The sequence below is a fragment of the Rhizobium sp. Leaf321 genome, assembly GCF_001423215.1.
GTDB classification, from domain to species: domain Bacteria; phylum Pseudomonadota; class Alphaproteobacteria; order Rhizobiales; family Rhizobiaceae; genus Neorhizobium; species Neorhizobium soli.
Genome location: NZ_LMOF01000005.1, coordinates 340,713 through 365,984, shown reverse-complemented (window position 1 = coordinate 365,984; position 25,272 = coordinate 340,713). Strand labels below are relative to the sequence as shown.

Here is a 25,272-nt window from a genome sequence, read left to right as displayed (position 1 = left end):
TGATATGCGCGAAGCTTTGATCGTATGGGGTGGCTGGAGCGGGCATGAACCGCAGGAATGCGCTCATGTCATAAGGGACATTCTTCAGGAAGATGGTTTCAAGGTCTATCTTGAAAACACGACGGAAGCGTTTGCAGATCCTTCCATTCACGACCTGTCCCTGATTGTGCCGATCATGACCATGTCGAAGATCGAGAAGGAAGAGGCGAAAAACCTCGCGTCTGCCGTCGAAAACGGCGTCGGCATCGCCGGTTACCACGGTGGCGCCGGTGACGCGTTTCGCGAATGCGTCGAATACCAGTTCATCATTGGCGGCCAGTGGGTGGCCCACCCCGGCAACATCATCGACTACACCGTCAATGTGACCCGCCCGGACGACGAGTTGATGCAGGGCATCAGTGATTTCCCATACACGTCCGAGCAATACTACATGCACGTGGACCCTTCGAACGAGGTGCTTGCGACGACCACGTTCAATGGCGATCACGCCTACTGGATCGACGGCGTTGTCATCCCTGTCGTCTGGAAGCGCAAATACGGCAAAGGGCGCGTCTTCTATTCGTCGCTTGGCCATGTGGCGAAGGAATTCGACGTGCCGCAGATGAAGACGATCTTCAGACGTGGTGCAAACTGGGCGGCGCGCTGATGGTTGCCTGACGCTCAGTCCACCCGATCTCCGACAAGCATGGCTCGGCTCTCATGAAAATCTCGGCGATAAAGCCCTATGTCACCAAACTCGGTGTTCGCAACCAACTGCTTCTCAAGGTGGAAACGGAGGAGGGGATTTATGGTTGGGGCGAGTCGGGCCTGTCATATCGAGAGAAGGCGGTTCTCGGGGCGATCGATCACTACAGCCGGTTTCTGATGGGTCGCGATCCGATGCAGTGCGGCGCGCTGTGGCAGGAGATGTATCGAAGCCAGTATTTTGAGGGCGGCCGGGTGTTGACGGCGGCGATCTCTGCCCTCGACATCGCCTTTCACGATATCAAGGGCAAGGCTCTCGGAGTGCCCGTCTACCAGTTGCTCGGAGGCCGGCAGCGCGACCGGGTGCCGGCCTTCGCGACAACCTCTGCCGAACCGGAACCAGAGATGGTGGAGCAGGCGCTGCTTTTGAAAGACCAGGGATGGCGGTGCATCCGGATGATCGCCACCGGCCAGGAAAATAGCGATCGTTTCGAACCGCGCGAGTCGATCGCGACGACGGCCGAGTGGGTCACGCGGGTGCGCGAGGCCGTGGGTCATGAGATAACGCTTGGCGTCGAGTACCATCATCGCCTCAGCGTCGCCGAGGCCGCCTCGTTTTGTCAAAAGCTGCCGCGGGGCACTCTGGATTTCATCGAGGAACCGATCCGCGACGAGACGCCCGGTGCCTACGAAGCACTGCGCAGAATGACGGAGATACCGTTTGCTATCGGCGAGGAGTTTTCGTCGAAATGGCAATTCCTTCCCTATGTCGAACGTGACCTCCTGCAGTTCTGCCGCATCGACATCTGCAATGTCGGCGGTTTCACCGAAGCGATGAAGATTGCCGGTTGGTGCGAGGCGCATTACGTCGACCTCATGCCGCATGCGCCGCTTGGCGCCGTATGCACGGCGGCCTCCGTCCACCTTGCCGCAGCCGTCGCCAACTTCGCTTGGCTGGAATGCCGCAACTCACCGACAGAGCAGCTGGGTTTCGGTGACCCCGCAACCTACCAGAAACAGATCGGGATGGACGGAGCCTTCTACCGCGTGCCGGACGAGCCGGGTCTCGGTGTCGAGGTCAATGAATCGCTTCTACAGGCGTCGAGCTTCGAATACAGCGAGCCGCCGCACCTGCGCCGCGATGACGGCTCTTTCACCAACTGGTGAGAGCGGGGCCAACCGTGTTCGTATCGTGGGTGAACGCGGATGCGCGTCCTTGCTTGATCCGCCGTGCCTAATCTCAACGGAACAAAATCCGGCTCCGCGGGTTGTCCTCCGCGCATTCGAAAGTGAATGCAGAACTTGGAGGAACACCATGAAAAAACTTAGCTTTGGCCTCGCTGCAGTCCTTCTTTCGGCATCCGCCGTTCTGGCTCAGACAGAGCCTAAGACGACCGAGACGACACCAGCGGTGAGCACCTCCGGCGAAACCAATCCGGCCGCACCGGTTGCTGGCAAGAACAGCTTCACAGAGGCGCAGGCAAAATCGAGAATCGAAGAAGCCGGTTACGCGGAAGTCTCCGGTCTCAAGCTGGACGACCAGGGCATCTGGCGCGCCATGGGTACCAAGGACGGCAAGCACGGCAACGTGGCGCTGGACTTCCAGGGCAATGTGGTGATGGCGAAGTAATCCTGATCGTCCCAACAACAATAACGAATACGAAGAGGAAATTCCCATGCGTACAATTACTGGACTTTACGACAGCTACGATGACGCCCGCGCCGCGGTGAAGGCTCTCGAAGACGCTGGCGTGTCATCCGACGACATCAGCATCGTGTCGCACAAGAACGGCAAAGAAGATATCGAAGGCCAGGGCAGCAACGCTGCTGAAGGCGCGGGCACAGGCGCTGGCATCGGTGCCGTCGCTGGTGGCGCCGGTGGTCTTCTGGCCGGTCTCGGAATGCTCGCAATTCCAGGCGTTGGCCCGGTTGTAGCAGCTGGCTGGCTTGCAGCAACGGCAGCCGGTGCTGTCGCTGGCGCAGTGGCCGGTGGCGCAGCAGGCGGTATCGTCGGTGCGATGATCGAATCCGGTGTGTCGGAGAAGGACGCCCACCTTTATGCCGAAGGCGTACGCCGCGGCGGTTCGCTGGTCGTCGCCAAGGTCGATGACGACAAGGCAGTGGCTTCTGAAGCGATCCTGACCCGTTCGCGTTCTGTCGATCTCAACGAGCGTCGCACAGCATACACCAATGATGGCTGGTCGCAGTTCGACGACAAGGCTGATCCTTACACACAGGACCAGATCGACGCCGAGCGCGGTCGCTACCGCACCAACACTCCGATCTGATCCATATTCTGAAAGGGCGGTCTTCATGGCCGCCCTTTCTTTATGCCGGGCAATTGCCGGCGACTGCGCAAGGCGGCATCGATCTGTCAACTTGTGCTTTGTCAAAACCAACACGCAGCACCGCAAATTTAGGCTGGGCCGCGAACTCGATAGTCGCACTCGGGTACAATTCGCGTGAAAATAGCCAGCTACAACGTCAACGGCATCAACGGGCGGATCGATATCCTCCTCCAGTGGCTGGAGGAATCGCAGCCTGATGTCGTGTGTCTGCAGGAGCTCAAAGCGCCTGATCAAAAGTTTCCAATCAAAGCCATTGAAGCAGCCGGTTACGGCGCCGTGTGGCACGGGCAGAAATCCTGGAATGGCGTGGCGATTCTAGCGCGCGGCGAAGAGCCGCTGCTGACTCGAAAGGGCCTCCCTGGCGATCCTGACGATGTCCAAAGCCGATATATCGAAGCCCTTGTGAACGGTATCCTCGTCGGCAACGTCTATCTTCCGAATGGTAATCCTTCACCCGGCCCGAAATTCGATTACAAGCTCGCGTGGCTTTCGCGACTGCAGGACTATGCCGCCGAGCTGATAGAATTAGACGTTCCGGTCGTCATCGCGGGTGATTACAACATCATACCGACCGAACTCGACGTCTATAAGCCTGAGCGATGGACAGATGATGCGTTGTTCCGGGCCGAAGTTCGCGATGAATTCAGGGAGCTTCTCGCGCAGGGCTGGACGGATGCCATTCGCAGGTTACATGCCGACGAGCGCATCTACACCTTCTGGGACTACATCCGGAATGCGTATGGGCGAAACGCAGGACTTCGCCTCGACCATTTCCTGTTGAGCCCAGGTCTCGCAGACGACCTCTCGCGAGCCGAGGTCGACACGCATGTTCGGGGCTGGGCCCACACGAGCGACCATGCACCTGTATGGATAGAGTTGTTAGACGATCTTAAAAAAGGAGCTGAGTGATGGAAGGCCATTGGACAAACGAACTTCGCCAGAAGGTTGAGGCACTCGTCGACGAATACGTTGCAGCTGGAGCATCCCAGAGCGATGTGCTCGATGTCATAGCAAAGACAGGGGTCGATCTGCGGTTTCCGAAAACCGAAGATCCTGATCGCGCCAGCGACAAGGCTGTTGTCGAGGAACCCGCCAACGATTGGCCGGCTGCGACGTAAGGCTGCGCGGAGGGGCGTGACGATCACGTTGCCGCGGACTACCATAACCGCCCGGCATGGCGGTTATGGCTCACATATGGGAAGGGAACAGAAACATGACAAAGCGGATCGTTTTCACTGGCGGCACCGGAAAAGCCGGCAAGCATGCGGTATCGTATCTTCTGGCGAAGGGATACTCGGTCCTGAATGTCGATCTGAAACCGCTCGATATGCCCGGCGTGAATACGCTGATCACGGATATCACCGACAGCGGCCAGGTCTTCAATGCGTTGACGACGCATTTCGGGTTCTCCGGCTTCGAAGACGGCGCACCGCCATCGGCACCCGATGCGGTCGTCCATTTCGCAGCGGTTCCACGCGTGCTGATCGAGCCTGATAACAAAACATTCGAAGCCAATGTCATGGGCACCTATAACGTGCTGGAAGCCGCCATGAAGCTCGGCGTACGCAAAGTCGTGATTGCTTCAAGCGAGACGACCTACGGCGTCTGCTTTGCCGAAGGTGACAAGAATTTCCACGCGTTTCCGCTGGAAGAAGATTACGACAGCGATCCGATGGACAGCTACGGATTGTCGAAAGTCGTCAACGAAAAGACCGCTCGCGCTTTTGCCATGCGCTACGGGGCCGACGTCTATGCTCTGCGCATCGGAAATGTGATCGAGCCTGACGAATACGACAATTTCGCAGATTTTCTTGAACAGCCGATGTCGCGAAAACGCAATGCGTGGAGCTACATCGACGCGCGCGACCTTGGTCAGATCGTCCATCTCTGCGTGGAGAAAGACGGGCTTGGCTATCAGGTCTTCAACGCAGTCAACGACACGATCACCGCCGAGCTGCCAACCGCCGAATTCCTCGCAAAATATTGTCCGGATACGCCGGTCTGGCGCGAGATGGGTCGGGATGAAGCGCCGCTCTCGAACCGCAAGGCCCGCGAAGTTTTAGGCTTCCGCGAAGAGCATCCCTGGCGGCGATATATGCTTCGCTGAGCTGCCAGATTGTCCGCTTCCGCGAGGGCGGGGGAGCTTGAAATGGATGCGGACGTCAGCCTATCGGAGGGGCTGGCGTCATCTCCGGCAAGCGGTTAGCAATAGTTCTAGACGAAGCCGCAGCTTCATCTTTGATCGCGAAGGCATAAGGCGCGCCGCTGTCGCATCAGCCTTAGCTGGGGCACGGGGACGAGGGGATGGGAGACGACAACGCATGCTGCAGATAATCGAACAGCTGGAACAACGCAGGGCTGAGGCGCGTCTTGGAGGGGGACAAAGACGGATCGACGCCCAGCACGCGAAGGGCAAGCTGACGGCGCGCGAGCGGATAGAGGTCCTGCTGGACGAGGGCTCCTTCGAGGAGTTCGACATGTATGTCACCCATCGCTGTACGGATTTCGGCATGGAGACACAGAAGGTGGCCGGCGACGGTGTCGTGACCGGCTGGGGCACCATCAACGGGCGCCAGGTCTATGTCTTCAGCCAGGATTTCACAGTGCTCGGCGGGTCTCTGTCCGAAACCCATGCCCAGAAGATCTGCAAGATCATGGATATGGCGGTAAAGGTCGGAGCTCCGGTCATAGGCCTCAACGATTCCGGCGGCGCTCGCATCCAGGAAGGCGTCGCCTCGCTCGGCGGCTATGCGGAAGTGTTTCGCCGCAATGCCGAGGTTTCCGGCGTCATCCCGCAGATTTCGGTGATCATGGGACCATGCGCCGGCGGCGCCGTCTATTCGCCTGCCATGACCGACTTCATCTTCATGGTGCGCGACACGTCCTATATGTTCGTGACGGGCCCGGACGTGGTGAAGACCGTGACGAACGAGATCGTGACAGCCGAAGAACTGGGGGGCGCCACGACCCATACCCAGAAATCCTCGGTCGCGGATGCCGCCTTCGAAAACGACGTGGAAGCGCTGGAAGCGGTCAGACAGCTGTTCGACTTTCTGCCTCTCAACAATCGCCAGAAGCCCCCGGTTCGCCCTGTCCATGACGACCCGTCGCGGCTGGAGATGCGGCTCGATACGCTGATCCCAGATAGCGCGGCCAAGCCCTATGACATGAAGGAACTGATCACGGCACTTGCCGATGAAGGCGACTTCTTCGAGATCCAGGAAGCCTTTGCGAAAAACATCATCACCGGTTTCATTCGCATGGAGGGACAGACGATCGGCATCGTTGCTAACCAGCCGATGGTGCTGGCCGGCTGCCTCGATATCGATTCGTCGCGCAAGGCGGCGCGGTTTGTGCGGTTCTGCGATGCGTTTTCCATTCCGCTGCTTACGCTGGTCGATGTGCCGGGCTTCCTTCCGGGCACGGCGCAGGAATATGGCGGCGTCATCAAGCACGGCGCAAAGCTGCTGTTTGCCTATTCGCAGGCCACCGTGCCGATGGTGACGCTGATAACCCGCAAGGCATATGGGGGCGCGTATGACGTGATGGCGTCCAAACATATCGGCGCCGATATCAACTATGCCTGGCCGACGGCTGAAATCGCCGTTATGGGCGCTAAAGGTGCGACCGAGATCCTGTATAGGTCGGAGCTTGACGATCCGGACAAGATCGCAGCCCGCACCCGGGAATACGAGGAGCGGTTCGCCAATCCGTTTATCGCGGCAGAGCGTGGCTTTATCGACGATGTGATCATGCCGCATTCGTCGCGCCGTCGTATCGCAAGGGCATTTGCCTCGTTGCGCGACAAGCAGGTGCAGACCCATTGGAAAAAGCACGACACAATCCCGCTGTGAGGCTCTAAGCATGATCAAGAAAATCCTGATCGCCAATCGCGGCGAAATTGCCTGCCGGGTCATCCGGACCGCCAAGCGGATGGGTATCGCAACCGTCGCCGTCTACTCGGACGCCGATCGTGATGCGCTGCATGTGAGGATGGCGGATGAGGCGGTTCATATCGGTCCAGCACCTTCCGACCAGTCCTATATCGTCATCGACCGTATTCTCGATGCCGTCGCGAAAACAGGCGCAGATGCCGTCCACCCTGGATACGGGTTTCTGTCGGAAAACCCCCTGTTCGCAGCAGCGCTCGAGAAAGCCGGCATCATCTTCATCGGTCCGCCGGTCAGGGCGATCGAAGCGATGGGCGACAAGATCACGTCCAAGAAGATCGCCGCCGAAGCGGGCGTTTCGACCGTGCCGGGTCACATGGATCTCATTGCGGATGCCGATGAGGCCGTAAAGATTTCCTCCTCGATCGGCTATCCGGTCATGATCAAGGCGTCTGCCGGCGGTGGCGGCAAGGGCATGCGGATCGCCTGGAACGATGCCGAGGCCCGGGAAGGTTTCCAGTCATCCAAAAACGAGGCGAAGTCTTCCTTTGGCGACGATCGCATCTTCATCGAAAAATTCGTGACGCAACCGCGTCACATCGAGATCCAGGTACTCGGCGACCAGCACGGGACCACGCTCTATCTCGGGGAGCGCGAATGCTCGATCCAGAGGCGAAACCAGAAGGTTATCGAGGAAGCGCCGTCTCCCTTCCTCGATGAGCAGACCCGGAAAGCGATGGGCGAGCAGGCCGTCTTGCTCGCAAAGGCCGTTGGTTATTTCTCCGCAGGAACAGTCGAATTCATCGTTGACGGCAACAGGAATTTCTACTTCCTCGAAATGAACACCCGGCTGCAGGTCGAGCATCCCGTGACGGAGCTAATTACCGGCGTCGATCTCGTCGAACAGATGATCCGGATCGCGGCCGGTGAAAAGCTGGCTTTCGGACAGGATGACGTGAAGCTCGAGGGCTGGGCGATCGAAAGCCGGCTCTATGCCGAAGATCCCTATCGCAATTTCCTGCCGTCGATCGGCAGGCTCAGCCGCTATCGTCCGCCAGTCGAGGGCGTCAAGCAAGATGGCACGATCGTGCGCAACGATACCGGCGTCTTCGAGGGTGGCGAGATCTCGATGTACTACGACCCGATGGTCGCCAAGCTCTGCACCTGGGCGAAAGACAGGACGGCTGCGATCGATGCGATGGCGACAGCGCTCGACGGTTTTGAGGTCGAGGGCATCGGCCACAACCTACCCTTCCTCTCGGCGGTCATGAGCCAGGAGCGTTTTCGCTCCGGCAACTTGACGACGGCCTATATCGCCGAGGAGTTTCCCGATGGCTTTTCCGGTGTGCATCCCGATGCGGATGCGTTGCGGACGCTGGCAGTGATTGCGGCGTTTGCGCATCAGATGATCAGGCAGCGGGCGCTGCAGATCTCAGGAACGCTTGCGACCGCTGGCCGCGTGACGGCAAAGGACTGGATCGTGGCACTGGCAGACGCTGAGGAAACGGTCACGATCGAGACCGGATCGGCAGAAAGCGCCGTCGTATTTGCAGATGGCAGTCGCTTCGCGATCTCTTCGGACTGGCTGCCCGGCAAGCGACTTGCCAGTTTTACCATCGGTGACAGAGTTGCCGAAGTGAAAATCGATCTGATCGGATCGGCCATCCGGCTACGTGGGCGCGGTATGGATGTCAGGGCGCGGGTGCGTTCACCGCGTGTTGCGCAGCTTGCACGCCTGATGCCGGTCAAGGTCCCGCCGGATATGTCGCGAATGCTGCTCTGCCCGATGCCCGGTGTCATCACCTCGGTCACGGTCGGCGTGGGCGATCAGGTCGAAGCAGGTCAGACGCTGGCGACTGTCGAGGCGATGAAGATGGAAAATGTCCTGAAGGCGGAACGTCGTGGCGTGGTGAAGCGGGTGACAGCATTGCCCGGCCAGAGCCTCGCGGTTGATGAACTGATCATGGAATTCGAGTAAGGCCCGCCGACGATTTCTCAGGAAACGGTGTCGACGTCCACATACAGGGTCAACGGTTCAGCGGTTCTTGAGAACCGTGCAGGAAACGCCGTGGGCTTTGATTTCATTGCAAAGCTTGACTGCAGCGGCCCGGCTTTCCTCACCGATGCGGGCTGCGTATCGCGGACGACGACCGAAATTTCCGCCGCGCTGGCGCACGATAAGTGCGCGTTCGGCATTAAGCGGCGAGGGCAGTTTCGCAGCCGAGGCCGCAAACAGCCGGCCGGCAACGCCAGGGTTATAATGCGCGGCGAGCTGGACACCCCAGGGCGCCCAGTCGGCTGACGCACCGAGAACCGGATCGTTGATGCGACGAGTGTCCGCCAGCGCGACGCAGGCGTCCTTAAACGGTTTTTGAGGGTCCAGATCGGGTGCGGCAACCGCCGGAGCATTGTCTCTCCAGACTTCCGCGGGATAGCCTGTAATCGCGAAGACGTAGTCCCGCGTCTCCATCGGCAGGCTTCCCGAGGTGAGGAACCTCTGCAGCCGTGCTTCGCCGGCATTGTAAGCGGCCGCCGAGAGACCGAAATTGCCGAACTTACCTCTCATTTCAGCGAGATATGTCGCGGAGGCATCAAGCGCTTCGAGAACGTTGAAGCTGTTGTTCAAACCGCGTAGACGGGCCGTATCCGGCATGAACTGCGCGATACCCTGCGCGCCCTTCGGGCTGACTGCTTCAGGCCGAAACAGGCTTTCACGCCATATCAGGCGGGCGAAAAAGGCGGGCGGGATCTTCTGTTCTGTCGCGAAATGTTCGATCGCGTGACAGAGATCGACGTTGAACGTCTCCTTGGCGATGCAGAGCGCTTCGTCGCCGTCGCGCCGCTCGTAGAGGCACTCCGTCTCTTTGGTTGGTTCCGGAAGTGAGGTCTCGGCAGCGACAGGGTCGGCAAAGGCAGCCGCGACCATCAAAGCGCCAGCGCCCAGAAGTTGGAATTCCCTCTTCAACAAAAACCGCTCTCTTCTATCCGCTTGCATGTCCGCCGCCCAGTGTCACGACAGAGGCGATCTTTGGCGCAGCCTTCTTCTTGACGACATCCTCCAGCGTTACCGGCCGAAGCCCCTGCGCATCGACGCCAACATCAAACTGCCGTGGCAGCGGTTTGAGCCGGCCATGCGAGTGGCCGTGGAGGTTGATCGATTTCTTGCCCATCTTGTTCCAGGTGCGAAACGCGTAGTGGCAGAGGATCAGATGGACATCGTCGATATGAAGCTCATGATAGTGCTGCACGGACGTCCAGCCACTGGCCGACGTCGTGGTCTCCGGGTCGTTATTGCCGATGATCAGGTGTTTGCGGCCGTTGAGCTTCGCCAGTAGCCCATCGCAATCGCCACCGCGTACCGACATGAAATCGCCGAGATGCCAGACATCGTCGTCAGCGCCGACTATATCATTCCAGTATTGAATGAGTGCCTCGTCGTGCGCGACCATGTCCGGGAACGGTCGCCGGTCGATGCGCAACACGCGGGGATCGCCAAAATGAGTGTCGCTGGTGAAGTAGATCATGAGGTTTTAACCGGACCGCGCGAAAAAAACAGCAACATCTATAACGGACATGCTGGTGCTATGCGGTCTCTGTCTTGGCCTCCAGATTTTCTGCCTTAGCTTTGCGACCGCTGAAGATGCGCCGTACGAGCACGAAAAACAGCGGGACGTAAAGCGTTGCAAGGATCGTCGCCGTGATCATGCCGCCGATGACCGCCGTACCGATCGCGATGCGGCTCTGTGCACCCGCGCCGGACGAAATTGCAAGCGGCAAAACGCCGAAGATGAAGGCAAGACTGGTCATCAGGATCGGTCTTAGCCGCAGGCGGGCGGCTTCCATGGCCGAATCGTAAGCGCTCTTGCCGGCCCGTTCCGCCTGTTCCGCGAACTCGACGATCAGGATCGCATTCTTTGCGGAAAGGCCCATCGTGGTCAGAAGGCCGATCTGGAAGTAAACGTCGTTCTCCAGTCCGCGCAACGTGACAGCACAGACCGCTCCGATGATGCCAAGCGGGATGATGAGCATGACCGAGAACGGGATCGACCAGCTTTCGTAAAGTGCTGCAAGGCATAAGAAGATGACGAGAAGCGACAGCCCGTAGAGGATGGGCGCTTGTCCGGCGGACAGTCTTTCCTGGTACGAGAGACTGCTCCAGGCCACCGACGTCCCCGGCAGGTCCGCGGCCAGTTCCGTCATACGGTCCATTGCCTGACCGGAGCTTAGGCCCGGTCCCGCTTGTCCCTGGATTTCGTAGGACTGCAACCCGTTGAACCGCGTCAGCGTTGTCGGCGCCTGGGACCAGCTCGTCTTGGCAAACGAAGAGAAAGGTGCCATTTCGCCGCTTGCCGTGCGCACATACCAGCCGTCGAGATCCTCGACAGCGCCGCGGTGGGCGGCATCACCCTGGACGTAGACCCGCTTCACGCGCCCACGGTCCACGAAATCGTTGACGTAGACGCCACCCCAGGCTGCGCTCAGGGTTGCATCGACATCGGACTGCTGGATCCCGAGTGCGCCGACCTTTTCGTCGTCTATGTCGATCTGTAACGTCGGGACGTCTTCAAGTCCGCTCGGACGTACGCGCGCAAGTGTCGGATCCGCAGTCGCCGCAGCGAGAAGCTGGTCGCGCCGCTGCTTGAATTCCGTCAGGCTGAGATCGCCATTGTTCAAAAGTTGCATGGTGAAGCCGTTGGACTGACCCAGTCCCTGCACCGATGGCGGTGTCAGCGCAAAGAACTGGGCGTCGCGCAAGGAGCGCCCGAGCGCGGCTGTGGCACGCGCCACAATCGAGGCGGCCGCGTTCTCTTCGCCCACTCGTTCGTCCCATGGCTTGAACTGCACAAAACCCTGACCGACGTTCTGGCCGGAGCCGCTGAAACGGAAACCCGAAATCGTAAACAGGCCAGCAATATTCGCCTGCTCCGGTCCGAGGAAGTGGTCTTCGATCGCGGCTGCCGTTTCGACCGTGCGAACACGGGTTGCGCCGGGAGGAAGGGTGTACTGAACCACGCCGTAACCCTGATCCTCGACCGGAAGAAAGCCGCCGGGAAGTTGGAGGAAGAGAAACACGACGGCGCCGACCAGCGCACAAAAGGCGATGATCGAAAGCCAGATCCTGCGGATGGCGATCGTGACGGCCGCGAGATATGTCTTTTGAACCCAGCCGTAACCGCGGTCGAACATCGTCCCAAACCGCCGGATCAGGCCGCCAGTTCGCTTTGGCGCATCCTCTTTACCGCGTGGTTTCATCAGCGTTGCGGTCAGGGCTGGAGTCAGCACCAGCGCCACCACGACCGACAGAACCATTGCGGAGATAACAGTAACCGAGAACTGCCGGTAAATGACCCCGGTTGAGCCGCCGAAGAATGCCATCGGAACAAACACCGCCGACAGGACCAGCGCGATCGCAATCAACGCCGTCTGGATTTCACCCATCGAGCGAAGCGTCGCGTCTCGGGGGCTTAAGTCCGGCTCCTCCTCCATGACTCGTTCGACATTCTCGACGACGACGATCGCGTCATCGACCAGAAGACCGATCGAAAGGACCAGTCCGAATAGGGTGAGCGTGTTGATCGAATATCCGAACAGTGCGAGCACGCCGAACGTGCCGAGCACGACGACCGGGACGGCAAGTGCTGGAATAAGCGTCGCGCGCCAGCTGCGCAGGAAGACGAACATGACGATGACGACGAGAACAATCGCCTCGATCAGTGTCTTCACCACTTCCTCGATCGAAAGCCGGATGAACTCGGTGGAGTCACGCGGGTAGGTGACGCGGTAGCCATCCGGCATGTTTGCCGCTTCGCCATCGATAGCCGCTTTCACCAGCTCGGCCGTTTCAAGCGCGTCCGCGCCGGGGGCAAGCTGAACGGCGATGCCGGATGCCGGATGACGGTTGAAACGGGTGAAGCGCGTATAGCTTTCCTGTCCGAGTTCGACGCGGGCGACATCCGCCAAGGTGACACGTGCGCCGCTTTCGTCCGTGCGGATGACGATCCGCTGGAACTCCTCCGGTGTCGTCAGGCGCGAACGGGCGGTCACGATCGCATTCAGCATCTGCGTGTCGGGGGAGGGTTGGGCGCCGATCTGGCCGGCCGCAACCTGCGTATTCTGCGCCTCGATCGCGGTGATGACGTCCGACGGCATCATCCCGTATGAAAACAAACGACCCGGGTCGAGCCAGATGCGCATCGCGTATTGCGAGCCGAAAAGGTTGGTATCGCCGACGCCGGGAAGGCGACCGATCCGCTCCTGGAGATTGGCGGCAATGTAGTCCGAAATGTCGGAATCCTTCGCCTTATCGGTTTCGTCGTAAACTGCGGCGACAAGCAAAAAGTCACTGTTAGACTTCGTAACGGTGAGACCTTGCTGCTGCACCTGCTGGGGCAGGCGAGAGAGAGCCTGCTGCACTCTGTTCTGAACCTGAACCTGCGCGATATCAGGATCGGTACCCTTGTCGAATGTCACCGCGATCGTGACCTGGCCTTCGGCGCTGGAGGTCGACGTGAAGTAGATGAGGCCGTCGATGCCGGTAAGCTGCTGCTCGATCACCTGTGTCACGCTGGTTTCAAGCGTTGCAGCAGAAGCCCCAGTGTAATTGGCGCGGATGTTCACCTGCGGCGGCGCGATATCCGGATACTGCTCGACCGGAAGCGTCAGGATGGAGCCGATACCACCCAACATGATCACGATCGCGATCACCCAGGCAAAGATTGGACGATCGACAAAGATACGGCTGATCATAGCGCGGGGACCGCCTTGTTCTCTGTTGCTTCTGCGGTCTGCTTCTTACCCACGTCGACAATCTTGACCTTGTCGTCGGGTTTGACCTTGGAGACGCCTTCAACGATGACCCGGTCTCCGGGAGCAAGGCCTTCGGTCACAAGCCAGCGATTGCCGACAGCCTGAGCGACCTGGAGCGCACGCCGCTGGACGGTATCTCCGTCGCCGACCACAAGCGCGCTTGCCTCTCCTGTGGGGCTCCTCGTCACGCTCTGCTGCGGCACAAGGATCGCGTCCTTCGCCTGAGTCTGTGAGAGAACTGCGCGGACATACATGCCTGGCAGGAGGATGGCGTCGGGGTTCGGAAACTCGGCGCGAAGTGTGACGGACCCGGTCGACGGATTGACGGTGACATCGGTAAACTGGAGTTTGCCCGGAAGCGGATATTCCTGCCCGTCTTCCAGTTTCAAACGCACCTCGGCCGTGTCCTTGGACAATTCGCTCGAGGCCATCGCATCTCGCAGCTTTAAAAGCGCGGTCGAGGATTGCTGAATATCCACGAAGATCGGGTCGAGGCGCTGGATGGTCGCCAAGGCCTGCGTCTGCTGTGCCGACACGAGCGCACCTGTCGTTACCAGCGAACGGCCGATCCTGCCGCTGATCGGCGCGGTCACCTTGCTGTAGCGCAGGTTGATCTCCGCGGTCTGAAGCTTCGCATTGTTCTGCGCGACGGCCGCAGTGGCAGACCGGAGTGCTGCAGTGGCATCCGTAAACGCCTGCTCGCTAACCGCTCCCTTTTGCGCCAGGGGCTTTAAACGTTCGAATTCGATCCGCGCGTTGTCTTCGCCGGCCCTTGCGCTTTCGAGATTGGCGCGCGCCTCCGCAACCGAGGCTTCGAACAGGCTTGCATCGATCTGGTAGAGCGTGTCGCCCTTCTTGACGAAAGCACCCTCGGTAAACGAGCGAGCCTCGATGATCCCTGACACCTGGGGCCTGACCTCAGAAGTCTCGAACGGGGATGTGCGACCTGCAAGCTCGTTCACGAGCGGCACGTCTTCTGTCATCGCCGTCACAATCCCGACTTCCGTTGGCTGGCGCGGTGGCTTTGCTTCCTCCTCTGCCTGCAGATTGCAGCCGGCAAGTGCAACGGCACAGCCGATGGCTGCAAGCCGCGGCAGCAACCCCTTCTTCGGGTAGGAGAACTGTGTGGGGATCATCGTAATTTGGCCTGTTCCGTCGCTGCCGAGATGAGTTGCTCGGCAGGTAACGCGGAAGGCGGCAAATCGTACGGTGCTGTTTCATCACGATGTTGCGATGCAATCGCGAGCCGGACATTTTGCGTCCGAGAGGCCTGAGAAAGCTGGCCCATGAGAGCTGGCCTGTCCGCAGTTTCTGCAAACAGTTTCAGAGTAGCTGTATGGTGACTGCTTCGACGAGAATATGATAGATATTCTCTATGACCGTCTGGGAATCCGTTTTGAACGGTGCCGACAGGTTTTTAGAATGTTCCTAAAGTGTTCAAATTATCGGTATCTAATATTATCGTTTGCTAATTTTGCAACGCGGTCGCGATCCCGCCGCCCCCTTAAATCTAGGGGTGTGTCGATTGATATTTTCTATCAGGTCATTTGTTTCGTGCCTCAATGTCATTCGGGCACGAACCGCTTGATGGATAGTGGCGATATCTGCGGCGGCGGGCTTTGCAAAGGTCGTGCCTTGTGAGATGGCTCGCGAGCAAGGATGGAGGCGGAACGAGCTCATGCAAGCGAAATCAACCAGCCAAGATGGTGAACGCAAAAGCGGTATGCAGGCGGATCCGGTCGGGGTTTTGCAGAAGGTTTACGGCTACCCTTCCTTTCGCGGCGACCAGGAGGCTGTCGTTCGCCATGTTGTTTCGGGCGGAGACGCGGTTGTGCTGTTTCCGACGGGCGCAGGAAAATCCCTGTGCTTTCAGATCCCGGCTCTCTGCCGCGACGGCGTCGGCATCGTTGTTTCGCCGCTGATTGCGCTGATGCGCGATCAGGTCGAGGCGTTGAAGCAGATCGGAGTCCGTGCCGCCTCGATCAATTCCTCCATGCCGCGGGAAACGTTCGGCGAGGTCAAACGCGCGCTGGCGGCTGGCAGGCTCGACATGCTGTACGTGACCCCCGAGAGGATCGTGACGTCAGGGTTTCGTGAGTTGATCGGAGACGCCAAGGTCGCGCTGTTTGCAATCGATGAAGCCCATTGCGTCTCGCAATGGGGGCATGATTTTCGCCCGGAGTATCGGCAGCTCGGTGAACTCGCCGACCTTTACCCGGGCGTGCCGCGTATGGCGCTGACCGCGACCGCCGACCCGCATACGCGGGAAGATCTTATCGACAGGCTCACCCTGCGCAATGCCCGGGTCTTCACCGCATCGTTCGATCGCCCGAACATTGCCTACGAGATCGTTGAACGGGATCAACCGCGCCAGCAGTTGCTGCGCTTCCTGGAGAATCACAAGGGATCGAGCGGTATCGTCTACTGCCTGTCGCGCGCGAAGGTCGAGGAGACCGCGAAGTGGCTGAGTGCGCAAGGCATCCGCGCGTTGCCCTACCATGCGGGTATGGACCGGGAGGTTCGCGATGCCAATCAGGACGCCTTCTTGAAAGAGGAAGACCTCTGCCTCGTCGCGACCGTCGCGTTCGGGATGGGCATCGACAAACCCGATGTACGCTACGTCGCGCACCTGGATTTGCCGAGCTCAGTCGAAGCCTATTATCAGGAGACGGGCCGTGCCGGTCGTGACGGTCTGCCGTCCGAAGTTTGGATGGCCTACGGGATGGCCGACGTCATTCAGCGCGGCAGGATGATCGACAACGGCACGTCCGGCGACGACGTCAAGCGGGTCGAGCGCGCCAAGCTCAATGCGTTGCTTGCTATCTGCGAGACGGCCGGCTGCCGACGACAGGCGATCCTCGCACATTTTGGAGAAAAGCATGCGGGGCATTGCGGAAACTGCGATACCTGCATCAAGCCCGTGGACACCTGGGACGGAACCGAGGCCGCCATCAAGGCGCTCGCTGCTGTGTATCGAACAGAGGAACGGTTCGGTACCGGCCATTTGATCGATGTCCTGCTCGGCAATGACAACGAAAAGACACGTCGCTTTGGCCATGTGGACATGCCGGTCTTCGGTGCGGGAAAGGATCTGGCACAAAAGACGTGGCAGTCCGTCTATCGCCAGCTTTTGGCCGCAGGCCTTGTGCGCGTCGATCACCAGGCTTTCGGAGCTTTGAAACTGGAGCCTTCGGCACGCGATGTCTTCCGCCACGAGCGGACCGTCCGTTTCCGCAAGGACCCGGTGACCGGCCGCAGGACGGCACGAGGGCAAACGGCAGGCTCGAAAAACCCAAGGTCGCAGTTGGGAGAGACCGATGCGGTCTTGTTTGAGGCATTGCGCAAGATGAGAATGACGATTGCGAAGGATCTGGCGATCCCTCCCTACGTCGTATTCGCCGACGCGACGCTGATCGCGTTTGCAACGCAGCGGCCGACAACCCACGACGCGCTCCTCGGTGTATCCGGCGTCGGGCAAGCGAAGCTTGAGCGCTATGGCGACGCGTTCCTCGATATTATTCGGGCACACGACGGATAATCGAGAGACGACTGGTCGATTGAAAGGTGGAAGCGCGTTGCGAGCGGCTAATGGTCGCCCCGACACTATATCGGGACGACGCCAGTCTTACTGCTTTGTGACTGGAAACGTTCTGAGGCGGTCCGGCGGGCACGTGCCCTCGATCCCGGCGCGTCTGTCCGCTACGTACTGGATTGCTTTCACGACTTCGAGATCGAGGATCGGCTTCTCCATCACGCCAAGCGTTCCCTTCACGCCCGCCCCCAGCGCGCCCGGATCGCTCGTCATGAACAAGACGGTGATGTCGGCGATTGCGAGGTCGCGCCCGATGCCCGGCCCGGTTGGACCGTCATCGAGGTTGACATCGACCAAAGCCATATCCGCTGTGGCCGCAAGCAACGTGGCTTCCGCTCTGTTTCTCGCCACACCGATTGAATGGTGCCCCAACGCTTCGACAGCGTCTTCCAGACCCATTGCAATAATCGGCTGATCTTCGACAATCAGAACATTGAAAGCCATTTCCATTCTCCGTTCATGAACACTTTTGCGTAATCTCTTAGTGAGCGAACGGGCGGAAATGCAGGGTGTTCCAGTTTTCGTCACAAATACTTATGGTTGAGCGTGGTTATCGCGTGATGCCCCACAGAAATCCGATAGCCGCCGCAAGCCCAACGGCTCCGATTGGAGATCTTTGGATACCGCGCTTGATGTCGTCCACAATAAGGCGGGGTTCGTTCGCGTACTCGCGGTAGGTTGCCGGCTCTACGGCTCTGTCCTTCAAACTTTCGAGCTCGGCACGCAGGGCTGTCAGCGTATCTCGTGCTTTGGCAGTTGCCGAGTTGTCGCGGTCGTGGACCGATGCCAGAGCTTCATCGACAAGCGGTTCGTCTGAACTCGTGCTCGGGCCGCCAAAGCCTGTGGCAGTGGACGACGATGAAACAGGATCGGAACCCGGGAAGGTCTCCTCGAGGCCCTGTTGCAGGACTTCGTCTGGAGTGCGGGCGCGTTGTGCTGCCTGTTCGCGAAGAAGAGACGCGGCAGCAGGCGACTGGGAATGATCGGCCATTGGGTTTTCCTTGCTTGTTTGTTTGGGGATCGAGACATCCTCTGATCCGGCTCGTGTTTCTTTGGGTACCGAAACTCGCTCTTCGAGAGCGGTTTCGGGATAGGAGCGAGCCTTCCCGAAACCGAACGACAATGAACGGATCAGATCATGATCTCGCCGCCGGTCACTGGAATGACGGCGCCAGTCATGTAGCTGCCAAGGTCGGACGCCAAGAGAACATAGGCACCTGCCAATTCGGCTGGCTGGCCCGCACGACCGAGCAGGGTCTGCTCGCCGAACTTCGCCGCCTTTTCAGCCGGCATGGTCGAGGGAATGAGAGGCGTCCAGATCGGGCCCGGCGCGACGGCATTCACCCGGATCCCATGTTCTGCCACCATTTCGGCAAGACCAGCCGTGAAGTTGGAGATGGCACCCTTGGTCGAGGCGTAGGCGAGAAGCTGTGGCGAAGGTTGACGCGACTGGATCGACGTCGTGTTGATGATCGAGCTACCCGGCTTCATCAGAGGGACAGCCGCCTTCGATAGGAAGAATGGTGCGTAGATGTTGGTCCGGAACGTCTCGTCCCACTCTTCCGCAGTGATATCGGTAATGGTGGCATAGGTGCGCTGGAAGGCGGCATTGTTGACGAGGATGTCAATTTTTCCGAGCTCATCGGCCGTGCGCTTCACGAGCGCGTTGCAATGCTCTTCCGACTTGATGTCGCCGGGAACGACCACTGCCTTGCGGCCTGCTTCGCGCACCCACTTCGCCGTGTCTTCAGCGTCTTCGTGTTCGCTGAGGTACGAAATCAGGATATCTGCGCCTTCGCGGGCGAATGCGATCGCCACAGCTTTGCCGATGCCTGAGTCAGCACCGGTGATAAGCGCGACCTTGCCCTCAAGACGACCATTGCCCTTGTAGGAGTGTTCGCCATGATCCGGCGCCGGATCCATCAATGCGGTCTGGCCTGGCGGATCCTGATGCTGGGCGGGATGGGGAGGTGTCGGGCGACGTGTTTCTTGCATGGTTTGATCTCCAGTCTAGCGTTCTGAGCAGAAACAAGCTGATCCACAATCGGTTCCGTTGTCGCTCACTCAGCCTCTTCGAAAGCGCTCCAGTCGGGCCGGGGAAACTAAAAGTTGACTTTCGGGAGCGTAGCCGCTATTTGTGGTTTATCGATATTTTGCTTGCTGATCTTTGGTTATTGCGCTTCGAACGAAGCGCCTGAGCGAACTTCCTCTTCAAAACAAATCGCTATCACCTTCTGCAAGATCTCGTTTTGCAGATATCTTCTCTATGCTTTGAAAGGGTTCACTATGACCACCGGCACAGTAAAATGGTTTAATTCCACTAAGGGCTTCGGCTTCATTCAGCCTGACGATGGCGGCGCTGATGCGTTCGTTCACATCTCCGCAGTCGAGCGCGCCGGAATGCGCGAAATCGTTGAAGGCCAGAAGCTGGGCTACGAACTTGAGCGCGACGCAAAGTCGGGCAAGATGTCGGCCTGCAACCTTCAGGCTGCTTAATTCGATTTTTGCTTCGCTTTGACCACGGATGTACTGGCACTGTCGAAGTAGCAGTTGGTGAGGGCCGAGCATACGTGCTCGGCCTTCTTATTTGGCGTCTACCGCCAGGATTGGATAAGAAATGACGGAAACAATGTCGAAGTCGCGCGAGCGTGCGGAAGCCGCATTTGCTCAGACCCAGACCCAGTTTTTCTCCCGCGTCGAAGCGGTCGCAGAATTAAACGCACACGTCGCCGAACGTGACTCAAAGACGGCTCGGCTCAAGGCTGCGCGCCTTGCAAAAGAAATTGAAGACCGCGCCTCGGCGACTGCTGCCCTGATTGCCAAGCGCGCCAAGAAGGCCTGACACCAGCCCGACTTCGAATGAACTCGGCCCGCAGCCTGCGCGGCCGATCTTGTTTCATGCCCGTGGCTCCGACTACCGCTATAGTCGACCAGAGATCACGGACCTCCGATCGTGGGCAGATACGTCTCGACTTCACGCCTTCCCACGGTGTCGAGCACAGCGATATTCTCGTTCCAGAAATCTTCAGCTTCTTTGGTATCGGTTCCCCATGCACGCGTAGCGCTGCGACGGCCACCGAGACGCATATACTGATGGGCCAGCATCGACAGGCCGGACGCAGTCCCAGTCTCAATCGTGGAGTTTCTAACGGGAAGTGCAGATAGCATCCGCTCAAGCGCGTCGTGCTCGGGGCCACGTGGGTGTTGACCCAGGAACACGTCCACTGGAATCCGCGTTTCGTGGCCACCGGACGGCAAGTTGCCACGGTGCGTGACCGTTGCGCGATGGTTCTCGGAAGCAGGATCGATAAACCACCGATCTCCATTGGTGCTGTGCGCAAACTCCTGCGGTTCGTTCATGCTGCCGATCCTTACGAGTTTTCGAGGGGGAGACGCTATCCGGCTTGTGTTCTTGCCGTGCGCCTCGCTTATCAACAGTCACCGCCGCCAATGGTTGCCGGAGGCGTCGAATTGTCTTCGAGCTCCGGCTGCAATCCCCCTAAACTCGTTCCAAAGCCAGAGCTATCCCCTGGCCAACGCCGATGCACATCGTGGCAAGCGCGTATCGCGTACTCCCCAGCGATAGCTCCAGTGCCGCGGTTCCGGCAATGCGTGCTCCGGACATGCCGAGCGGGTGACCCAGCGCGATGGCACCGCCATTCGCGTTGACATGCTCTGCATCATCGGGGATTTCGAGCTCGCGCAAAACGGCGATGCCCTGAGAGGCGAAGGCTTCGTTCAGCTCGACAATCCCGAAATCCTGCGGCGACAGGCCGAGGCGTGCGCAGAGTTTCTGCGTCGCTGGCGCAGGCCCGATGCCCATCACCCGTGGCGGAACGCCAGCCGCAGCGCCGCCGATGATGCGTGCAATCGGCGTCAGGCCATATTTCCGGGCCGCCTCCTGCGAGGCGATGATGAGTGCCGCTGCCCCGTCATTGACGCCGGATGCGTTGCCGGCCGTGACCGTGCCGCCTTCGATCTTGTTCACCGGCCTGAGCTTGGCCAATGCCTCCAGGCTGGTCGCACGGGGATGCTCGTCCTTGTCGACAATGATGCTGTCGCCCTTGCGTTGCGGGACGCTGACAGCGGTGATTTCGCGCGCTAGACGGCCGTTCTGCTGAGCTGCCGAGGCTTTCTCCTGGCTGCGCAATGCAAAAGCGTCCTGATCCTCGCGAGAGACGTGATAATCGATCGCGACGTTGTCGCCGGTTTCCGGCATGGAATCGACGCCATACTGCTTTTTCATCAGCGGATTGACGAAACGCCACCCAATGGTGGTTTCATAGATCTCGGCGTTGCGCGAAAACGCAGTCTCGGCCTTCGGCATCACAAATGGCGCACGGCTCATGCTTTCGACGCCACCGGCAATCATAATGTCGGCTTCGCCGGCCTTGATGGCGCGGGCAGCGGTGATCACGGCATCCATGCCCGATCCGCAGAGACGGTTGATCGTCGTGCCGGATACGGAAACAGGCAGGCCGGCGAGGAGCAGCGACATGCGCGCGACATTCCGGTTATCTTCGCCCGCCTGGTTGGCGCAGCCAAAGACCACGTCGCCGACCGCTTCCCAGTCGACGGCAGCGTTTCGCTCCATCAGTGCCCTAAGAGGTACAGCGCCCAGATCGTCCGCACGGACCGATGACAGCGCGCCGCCGAAACGACCGATCGGGGTACGGATATAGTCGCAGATAAATGCTTCGGTCATCGATCTCTCCTCAAAGCGCCGGTACGACAAGATCGGCAACAGCGCCGTCCACATGGAGCTGCGCGCCGGTCATCGCCTGCAATTCCTCGATGGTCATTGCGGCGAGCTTTTCACGCAGGACAAAACGGCCGTCAGCGATATCGATCACCGCATGGCTCGTATAGACCCTCGTGATGCAGCCGACGCCAGTCAGGGGAAATGTGCATTTGGAGACAAGTTTCGGCTTGCCGTCCTTCGTCACATGCTCGGTGATGACGAAAACCTGCTTAGCACCATGCACCAGATCCATCGCGCCGCCGACCGCCGGCACCCCTTTGGAGCCGACGCGCCAGTTGGCGAGGTCGCCATTTTCGGCCACCTGATAGGCGCCGAGGATTGCAACGTCGAGATGGCCGCCCCGCACCATGGCGAAGCTGTCCGCATGATGAAAGAAAGCCGCGCCGGGCTTGACCGTGACGGCCTTTTTGCCCGCGTTGATCAGATCCCAGTCTTCCTCACCGGCTGCCGGAGGCTCGCCGAAATCGAGGATGCCGTTTTCCGTATGGAAGATCGCCTGTCTGCCGGGCGGCTGATAGCGGGCGACCATTTCCGGAAAACCGATCCCGAGATTGATATAGGCGCCATCTTCGATATCCTGCGCGGCACGCCAAGCGATCTGCGTGTTCGACAGTTTGATGTCTTCGCGGGTGTCCAGTGTCTGAGTTTCGCCGCTCATGCGCTCATTCCTCCGGCATAGGCCACTCCGGCCCGGATGAGTTCTTCTTCTTGCTGAGGGTTTGAAACCTCGACCACCGCATCGACAAAGATGCCGGGCGTGATCACGTGTTCGGGGTCGATGTCGCCGGGTTCAACGATCTGCGAGACCTGGGCGATGGTCGTGGTCGCCGCCATGCACATCAGAGGATTGAAGTTCCGGCCGGCCTTGCGATAGGTGAGGTTGCCATGGGTGTCGCCCAGATGCGCCTTGACGATGGCAAAGTCGGCCTTGAGCCAGCGCTCCTGCACATAATGTCGTCCATCAAATTCGGCGACCGGTTTGCCCTCGGCCAGTTCCGTTCCATAACCCGTCGGCGTGTAGAAGGCCGGTATGCCAGCGCCACCTGCGCGGATCCGCTCGGCGAGCGTGCCTTGGGGGACGAGTTCCAACTCGATTTTTCCGGCCAGATAGGTATCGGTAAAAGCCCGCGGATCGGACGAGCGAGGGAAAGAGCAGATCATCTTTGCGATCATGCCCGCATCGATCATTGCCGCAATGCCGATGCGTCCGTTCCCGGCGTTGTTATTGATCACGGTCAGGTTTTTAGGACCATTGTCGATCAGCGCGTGGATGAGTTCGATCGGCGCACCGGAGCCTCCGAAACCACCGATCATCACCGTGGCACCGTCGGTAACCTTGGACACGGCATCAGTCAAAGTCCGAATTGTTTTATCCATCAGTATCCTCCGCAAACCGCTCCCGCTGCAGAAACAACTAAATCCCATACAGATGGACGGCAAACCATTTGTGCGATATCGTCTCTTTGTACGATTATCGCACAAAAACGAGGCTCTGTTGGACGTCAAGACGAGAGACATGATGGGCGGGCTGGCAAAGGGCCTCAAGGTCATAGAAGCCTTCTCTGCCGAGCGACCGCGTCTCAGCATCGCCGAAGCCTCACAGCTCACCGGCTATGATCGCGCAACGGTGAGGCGATGCCTCCTGACGCTCTCCGAACTCGGCTATTGTGCCTATGACGGAAAATTCTTCACCGTCACGCCCCGCGTCTTGCGACTGGGGACGGGATGCCTGGCAGCGATGCCATTGCCGAAGATCGTGCAGCCTTGGCTCGATGACCTGTCCGAACAGACAGGCCAAAGCACATCCGTTTCCATTCTTGATGAGAGTGACATCGTTTACGTCGCGCGGGCCGCGCAGCGCAGGGTCATGTCGATTTCGCTGATGCCGGGCTCACGCCTTCCAGCCTACTGCACCTCCATGGGGCGGGTGATGCTGTCAGCACTTCCTGTCGAGCAGGCAGAAGATCTTCTTTCATTAAAGCCGCTCGTGGCGAGGACGGCAAAGACCGTGACCGACATCGAAACGCTCAAGGGCGAACTGCTCCGCATCCGTGATCGCGGCTATGCCTGCATCGATCAGGAGGTCGAAATCGGCCTTCGCTCTCTGGCCGTCCCGCTATTCGGCCCCCGCGGCCAAGTCGTCGCCGCGCTGAACATCGGGCTAGCCGCGTCAGAGGAGCCGATGCAGGCTGTCGCTGACCGTTACATTCCGTCACTGCTTAAAGTTCAGAAGGAGCTGACCGGCATATCCGGTTGAATTTGCGGCATATGCCGGCGTTCCAACTCCGAAACCATCTTATTCCCGCGGTATCTCCTGCAGCATCCGGATGATGGCGGAAAAGTCCTCGCCGCCGTGTCCGGCTGCCTCGAACTGGGCGTAGAGGTCGGCCGCGTGGGCTCCGAGCGGTGTCGCGGCGCCGGATTGTTGTGCTGCCTCTTGTGACAGCAGCAAGTCCTTCAGCATCAACGCCGTGGCAAAGCCGGGGCGGTAGTCGTTGTTGGCAGGCGATGTCGGCACGGGACCGGGCACGGGGCAATAGGTCGTCAGCGACCAGCACTGGCCCGATGAGGTCGAGGCGACATCGAACAGCGCCTGATGCGAGAGGCCGAGCTTTTCAGCCAGGCCGAACGCTTCGCAGACGCCGATCATCGAGATGCCGAGGATCATGTTGTTGCAGATCTTTGCAGCCTGACCCGCACCATCGCCGCCGCAGTGGACAATCTTGCGGCCCATGGCTTCGAGGATAGCCTTACCCGACGCAAACGCACTCTCCGAGCCGCCCACCATGAATGTCAGCGTGCCCGCTTCCGCGCCAGTCGTTCCCCCGGACACCGGAGCATCGAGAGAGAGGCAACCCATCGCGCTGCCCAGAGCATGCGCCTTGCGGGCGCTCTCCACGTCCACGGTCGAACAATCGATGAGCAGCGTTCCCTCGGGGATCACGGATGCCAGATCCGACCAGACGGCGAGGACATGCTGGCCCTTGGGCAGCATGGTGATAATGCAGTCTGCATTCAGCACAGCCTGGGGGAGGGTGCTTGCCGCGTTGACGCCATGCGCGCTTGCGGCATTCCTGCTCGCCTCCGAAAGATCGAAGCCCCAGACGTCATGTCCCGCCTTGACGAGATTGGCCGCCATCGGCCCGCCCATGTTCCCAAGTCCAACGAATGCAACCTTGCTCATAGTCC

General features: G+C 59.5%; 25 protein-coding genes. 13 read left to right on the top strand and 12 right to left on the bottom strand.

The genetic code is table 11. The features are described 5' to 3' along the window. The first annotated feature begins 4 nt into the window (after positions 1-4). The 9 genes from ASF70_RS05350 (at position 5) to ASF70_RS05310 (ending at position 8,900) form a co-directional block, all read left to right on the top strand. A complete protein-coding gene (locus ASF70_RS05350; RefSeq protein ID WP_062578038.1) occupies positions 5-646 on the top strand; it encodes a ThuA domain-containing protein in 642 nt (213 codons plus the stop codon). A 53-nt stretch (positions 647-699) separates the two neighbouring features. After that, entirely contained in the window at positions 700-1,851 is a 1,152-nt protein-coding gene (locus tag ASF70_RS05345) for a mandelate racemase/muconate lactonizing enzyme family protein (RefSeq protein ID WP_062578036.1), read from the top strand. 148 nt (positions 1,852-1,999) lie between these two features. Continuing rightward, on the top strand, positions 2,000-2,314 hold the full coding sequence (locus ASF70_RS05340) for a hypothetical protein (protein WP_062459650.1): 315 nt from the start codon (positions 2,000-2,002) through the stop codon (positions 2,312-2,314). Between the two features lie 46 nt (positions 2,315-2,360). Beyond that, positions 2,361-2,972, top strand: a complete 612-nt coding sequence (locus ASF70_RS05335; RefSeq protein ID WP_062459654.1) for a general stress protein — start codon at positions 2,361-2,363, stop codon at positions 2,970-2,972. Positions 2,973-3,146: 174 nt separating this feature from the next. Further along, positions 3,147-3,941: an exodeoxyribonuclease III gene (xth, locus tag ASF70_RS05330; RefSeq protein WP_062578035.1), complete on the top strand. Its 795-nt coding sequence runs from the start codon at positions 3,147-3,149 to the stop codon at positions 3,939-3,941. Beyond that, a complete protein-coding gene (locus tag ASF70_RS05325; RefSeq protein ID WP_156461769.1) occupies positions 3,941-4,150 on the top strand; it encodes a hypothetical protein in 210 nt (69 codons plus the stop codon). Before xth ends, ASF70_RS05325 begins: the two co-directional genes overlap by 1 nt. Positions 4,151-4,245: 95 nt before the next feature. Further along, positions 4,246-5,139: an NAD(P)-dependent oxidoreductase gene (locus tag ASF70_RS05320; protein ID WP_062578031.1), complete on the top strand. Its 894-nt coding sequence runs from the start codon at positions 4,246-4,248 to the stop codon at positions 5,137-5,139. A 214-nt stretch (positions 5,140-5,353) separates the two neighbouring features. Further along, the gene (locus ASF70_RS05315) at positions 5,354-6,886 is read left to right on the top strand and encodes an acyl-CoA carboxylase subunit beta (RefSeq protein WP_062459666.1); all 1,533 of its coding nucleotides are present in this window, start codon (positions 5,354-5,356) and stop codon (positions 6,884-6,886) included. Between the two features lie 10 nt (positions 6,887-6,896). Next, the gene (locus tag ASF70_RS05310) at positions 6,897-8,900 is read left to right on the top strand and encodes an acetyl/propionyl/methylcrotonyl-CoA carboxylase subunit alpha (protein WP_062578030.1); all 2,004 of its coding nucleotides are present in this window, start codon (positions 6,897-6,899) and stop codon (positions 8,898-8,900) included. Between the two features lie 57 nt (positions 8,901-8,957). Here the strand turns inward: ASF70_RS05310 and ASF70_RS05305 are convergent, their stop codons facing one another. From ASF70_RS05305 to ASF70_RS05290, 4 genes are read right to left on the bottom strand one after another with little or no spacing between them, the layout of a single operon-like run. After that, the gene (locus tag ASF70_RS05305) at positions 8,958-9,887 is read right to left on the bottom strand and encodes a lytic transglycosylase domain-containing protein (RefSeq protein ID WP_244473967.1); all 930 of its coding nucleotides are present in this window, start codon (positions 9,885-9,887) and stop codon (positions 8,958-8,960) included. A gap of 16 nt (positions 9,888-9,903) precedes the next feature. Continuing rightward, positions 9,904-10,446 carry a metallophosphoesterase family protein gene (locus tag ASF70_RS05300; protein ID WP_062578026.1) on the bottom strand — a complete coding sequence of 181 codons (543 nt, stop codon included), beginning with the start codon at positions 10,444-10,446 and terminating at the stop codon, positions 9,904-9,906. Positions 10,447-10,504: 58 nt separating this feature from the next. Then, complete coding sequence (locus ASF70_RS05295) at positions 10,505-13,669, bottom strand: efflux RND transporter permease subunit (RefSeq protein WP_062578024.1); 3,165 nt, start codon at positions 13,667-13,669, stop codon at positions 10,505-10,507. Next, positions 13,666-14,865, bottom strand: coding sequence for an efflux RND transporter periplasmic adaptor subunit (locus tag ASF70_RS05290; protein WP_082471778.1), 1,200 nt, complete (start codon positions 14,863-14,865; stop codon positions 13,666-13,668). Before ASF70_RS05290 ends, ASF70_RS05295 begins: the two co-directional genes overlap by 4 nt. A gap of 542 nt (positions 14,866-15,407) precedes the next feature. Between ASF70_RS05290 and recQ the strand changes: the two genes are divergently transcribed. Then, positions 15,408-17,267 carry a DNA helicase RecQ gene (gene recQ / locus ASF70_RS05285; RefSeq protein ID WP_062578022.1) on the top strand — a complete coding sequence of 620 codons (1,860 nt, stop codon included), beginning with the start codon at positions 15,408-15,410 and terminating at the stop codon, positions 17,265-17,267. Positions 17,268-17,354: 87 nt separating this feature from the next. Here recQ and ASF70_RS05280 read toward each other — a convergent pair whose 3' ends face one another. The 3 genes from ASF70_RS05280 to ASF70_RS05270 all read right to left on the bottom strand — a co-directional run bounded on the left by ASF70_RS05280 (position 17,355) and on the right by ASF70_RS05270 (position 19,316). Further along, positions 17,355-17,765 carry a response regulator gene (locus tag ASF70_RS05280; RefSeq protein ID WP_082471777.1) on the bottom strand — a complete coding sequence of 137 codons (411 nt, stop codon included), beginning with the start codon at positions 17,763-17,765 and terminating at the stop codon, positions 17,355-17,357. A 106-nt stretch (positions 17,766-17,871) separates the two neighbouring features. Next, positions 17,872-18,312 carry a hypothetical protein gene (locus ASF70_RS05275; protein ID WP_062459686.1) on the bottom strand — a complete coding sequence of 147 codons (441 nt, stop codon included), beginning with the start codon at positions 18,310-18,312 and terminating at the stop codon, positions 17,872-17,874. Positions 18,313-18,452: 140 nt separating this feature from the next. Continuing rightward, entirely contained in the window at positions 18,453-19,316 is an 864-nt protein-coding gene (locus ASF70_RS05270) for an SDR family oxidoreductase (protein WP_082471776.1), read from the bottom strand. Between the two features lie 291 nt (positions 19,317-19,607). On the opposite strand from ASF70_RS05270, the gene ASF70_RS05260 reads away from it, so the two are divergent. After that, a complete protein-coding gene (locus ASF70_RS05260) occupies positions 19,608-19,817 on the top strand; it encodes a cold-shock protein (RefSeq protein WP_062459695.1) in 210 nt (69 codons plus the stop codon). 121 nt (positions 19,818-19,938) lie between these two features. After that, positions 19,939-20,163, top strand: coding sequence for a hypothetical protein (locus tag ASF70_RS05255; protein WP_062459699.1), 225 nt, complete (start codon positions 19,939-19,941; stop codon positions 20,161-20,163). Positions 20,164-20,258: 95 nt separating this feature from the next. Here the strand turns inward: ASF70_RS05255 and ASF70_RS05250 are convergent, their stop codons facing one another. The 4 genes from ASF70_RS05250 to ASF70_RS05235 form a co-directional block, all read right to left on the bottom strand. Further along, positions 20,259-20,681, bottom strand: a complete 423-nt coding sequence (locus ASF70_RS05250; protein WP_062578020.1) for a hypothetical protein — start codon at positions 20,679-20,681, stop codon at positions 20,259-20,261. A gap of 139 nt (positions 20,682-20,820) precedes the next feature. Beyond that, on the bottom strand, positions 20,821-22,026 hold the full coding sequence (gene pcaF, locus ASF70_RS05245) for a 3-oxoadipyl-CoA thiolase (protein WP_062578018.1): 1,206 nt from the start codon (positions 22,024-22,026) through the stop codon (positions 20,821-20,823). 10 nt (positions 22,027-22,036) lie between these two features. Beyond that, entirely contained in the window at positions 22,037-22,741 is a 705-nt protein-coding gene (locus tag ASF70_RS05240; protein ID WP_062578016.1) for a CoA transferase subunit B, read from the bottom strand. Then, on the bottom strand, positions 22,738-23,460 hold the full coding sequence (locus ASF70_RS05235; RefSeq protein WP_062578015.1) for a 3-oxoacid CoA-transferase subunit A: 723 nt from the start codon (positions 23,458-23,460) through the stop codon (positions 22,738-22,740). Before ASF70_RS05235 ends, ASF70_RS05240 begins: the two co-directional genes overlap by 4 nt. A 118-nt stretch (positions 23,461-23,578) precedes the next feature. Between ASF70_RS05235 and ASF70_RS05230 the strand changes: the two genes are divergently transcribed. Beyond that, positions 23,579-24,340: an IclR family transcriptional regulator gene (locus tag ASF70_RS05230; protein WP_062459715.1), complete on the top strand. Its 762-nt coding sequence runs from the start codon at positions 23,579-23,581 to the stop codon at positions 24,338-24,340. 39 nt (positions 24,341-24,379) lie between these two features. Here the strand turns inward: ASF70_RS05230 and mmsB are convergent, their stop codons facing one another. Next, positions 24,380-25,267, bottom strand: a complete 888-nt coding sequence (gene mmsB, locus ASF70_RS05225; RefSeq protein ID WP_062459718.1) for a 3-hydroxyisobutyrate dehydrogenase — start codon at positions 25,265-25,267, stop codon at positions 24,380-24,382. Between the last annotated feature and the right edge of the window lie 5 nt (positions 25,268-25,272).

Excerpts from the sequence above, each read along its gene's own strand:
- ASF70_RS05320 (WP_062578031.1), top strand. The coding sequence starts at position 4,246 with ATGACAAAGCGGATCGTTTTCACTGGCGGCACCGGAAAAGCCGGCAAG.
- ASF70_RS05335 (WP_062459654.1), top strand. The coding sequence starts at position 2,361 with ATGCGTACAATTACTGGACTTTACGACAGCTACGATGACGCCCGCGCC.
- ASF70_RS05250 (WP_062578020.1), bottom strand. The coding sequence starts at position 20,681 with ATGAACGAACCGCAGGAGTTTGCGCACAGCACCAATGGAGATCGGTGG.
- ASF70_RS05345 (WP_062578036.1), top strand. The coding sequence starts at position 700 with ATGAAAATCTCGGCGATAAAGCCCTATGTCACCAAACTCGGTGTTCGC.
- ASF70_RS05295 (WP_062578024.1), bottom strand. The coding sequence starts at position 13,669 with ATGATCAGCCGTATCTTTGTCGATCGTCCAATCTTTGCCTGGGTGATC.
- ASF70_RS05300 (WP_062578026.1), bottom strand. The coding sequence starts at position 10,446 with ATGATCTACTTCACCAGCGACACTCATTTTGGCGATCCCCGCGTGTTG.
- ASF70_RS05340 (WP_062459650.1), top strand. The coding sequence starts at position 2,000 with ATGAAAAAACTTAGCTTTGGCCTCGCTGCAGTCCTTCTTTCGGCATCC.
- ASF70_RS05350 (WP_062578038.1), top strand. The coding sequence starts at position 5 with ATGCGCGAAGCTTTGATCGTATGGGGTGGCTGGAGCGGGCATGAACCG.
- ASF70_RS05310 (WP_062578030.1), top strand. The coding sequence starts at position 6,897 with ATGATCAAGAAAATCCTGATCGCCAATCGCGGCGAAATTGCCTGCCGG.
- ASF70_RS05255 (WP_062459699.1), top strand. The coding sequence starts at position 19,939 with ATGACGGAAACAATGTCGAAGTCGCGCGAGCGTGCGGAAGCCGCATTT.
- ASF70_RS05275 (WP_062459686.1), bottom strand. The coding sequence starts at position 18,312 with ATGGCCGATCATTCCCAGTCGCCTGCTGCCGCGTCTCTTCTTCGCGAA.
- pcaF (WP_062578018.1), bottom strand. The coding sequence starts at position 22,026 with ATGACCGAAGCATTTATCTGCGACTATATCCGTACCCCGATCGGTCGT.
- recQ (WP_062578022.1), top strand. The coding sequence starts at position 15,408 with ATGCAAGCGAAATCAACCAGCCAAGATGGTGAACGCAAAAGCGGTATG.
- ASF70_RS05235 (WP_062578015.1), bottom strand. The coding sequence starts at position 23,460 with ATGGATAAAACAATTCGGACTTTGACTGATGCCGTGTCCAAGGTTACC.
- ASF70_RS05240 (WP_062578016.1), bottom strand. The coding sequence starts at position 22,741 with ATGAGCGGCGAAACTCAGACACTGGACACCCGCGAAGACATCAAACTG.
- ASF70_RS05260 (WP_062459695.1), top strand. The coding sequence starts at position 19,608 with ATGACCACCGGCACAGTAAAATGGTTTAATTCCACTAAGGGCTTCGGC.
- mmsB (WP_062459718.1), bottom strand. The coding sequence starts at position 25,267 with ATGAGCAAGGTTGCATTCGTTGGACTTGGGAACATGGGCGGGCCGATG.
- ASF70_RS05315 (WP_062459666.1), top strand. The coding sequence starts at position 5,354 with ATGCTGCAGATAATCGAACAGCTGGAACAACGCAGGGCTGAGGCGCGT.
- ASF70_RS05325 (WP_156461769.1), top strand. The coding sequence starts at position 3,941 with ATGGAAGGCCATTGGACAAACGAACTTCGCCAGAAGGTTGAGGCACTC.
- ASF70_RS05290 (WP_082471778.1), bottom strand. The coding sequence starts at position 14,865 with ATGATCCCCACACAGTTCTCCTACCCGAAGAAGGGGTTGCTGCCGCGG.
- ASF70_RS05270 (WP_082471776.1), bottom strand. The coding sequence starts at position 19,316 with ATGCAAGAAACACGTCGCCCGACACCTCCCCATCCCGCCCAGCATCAG.
- ASF70_RS05280 (WP_082471777.1), bottom strand. The coding sequence starts at position 17,765 with ATGGCTTTCAATGTTCTGATTGTCGAAGATCAGCCGATTATTGCAATG.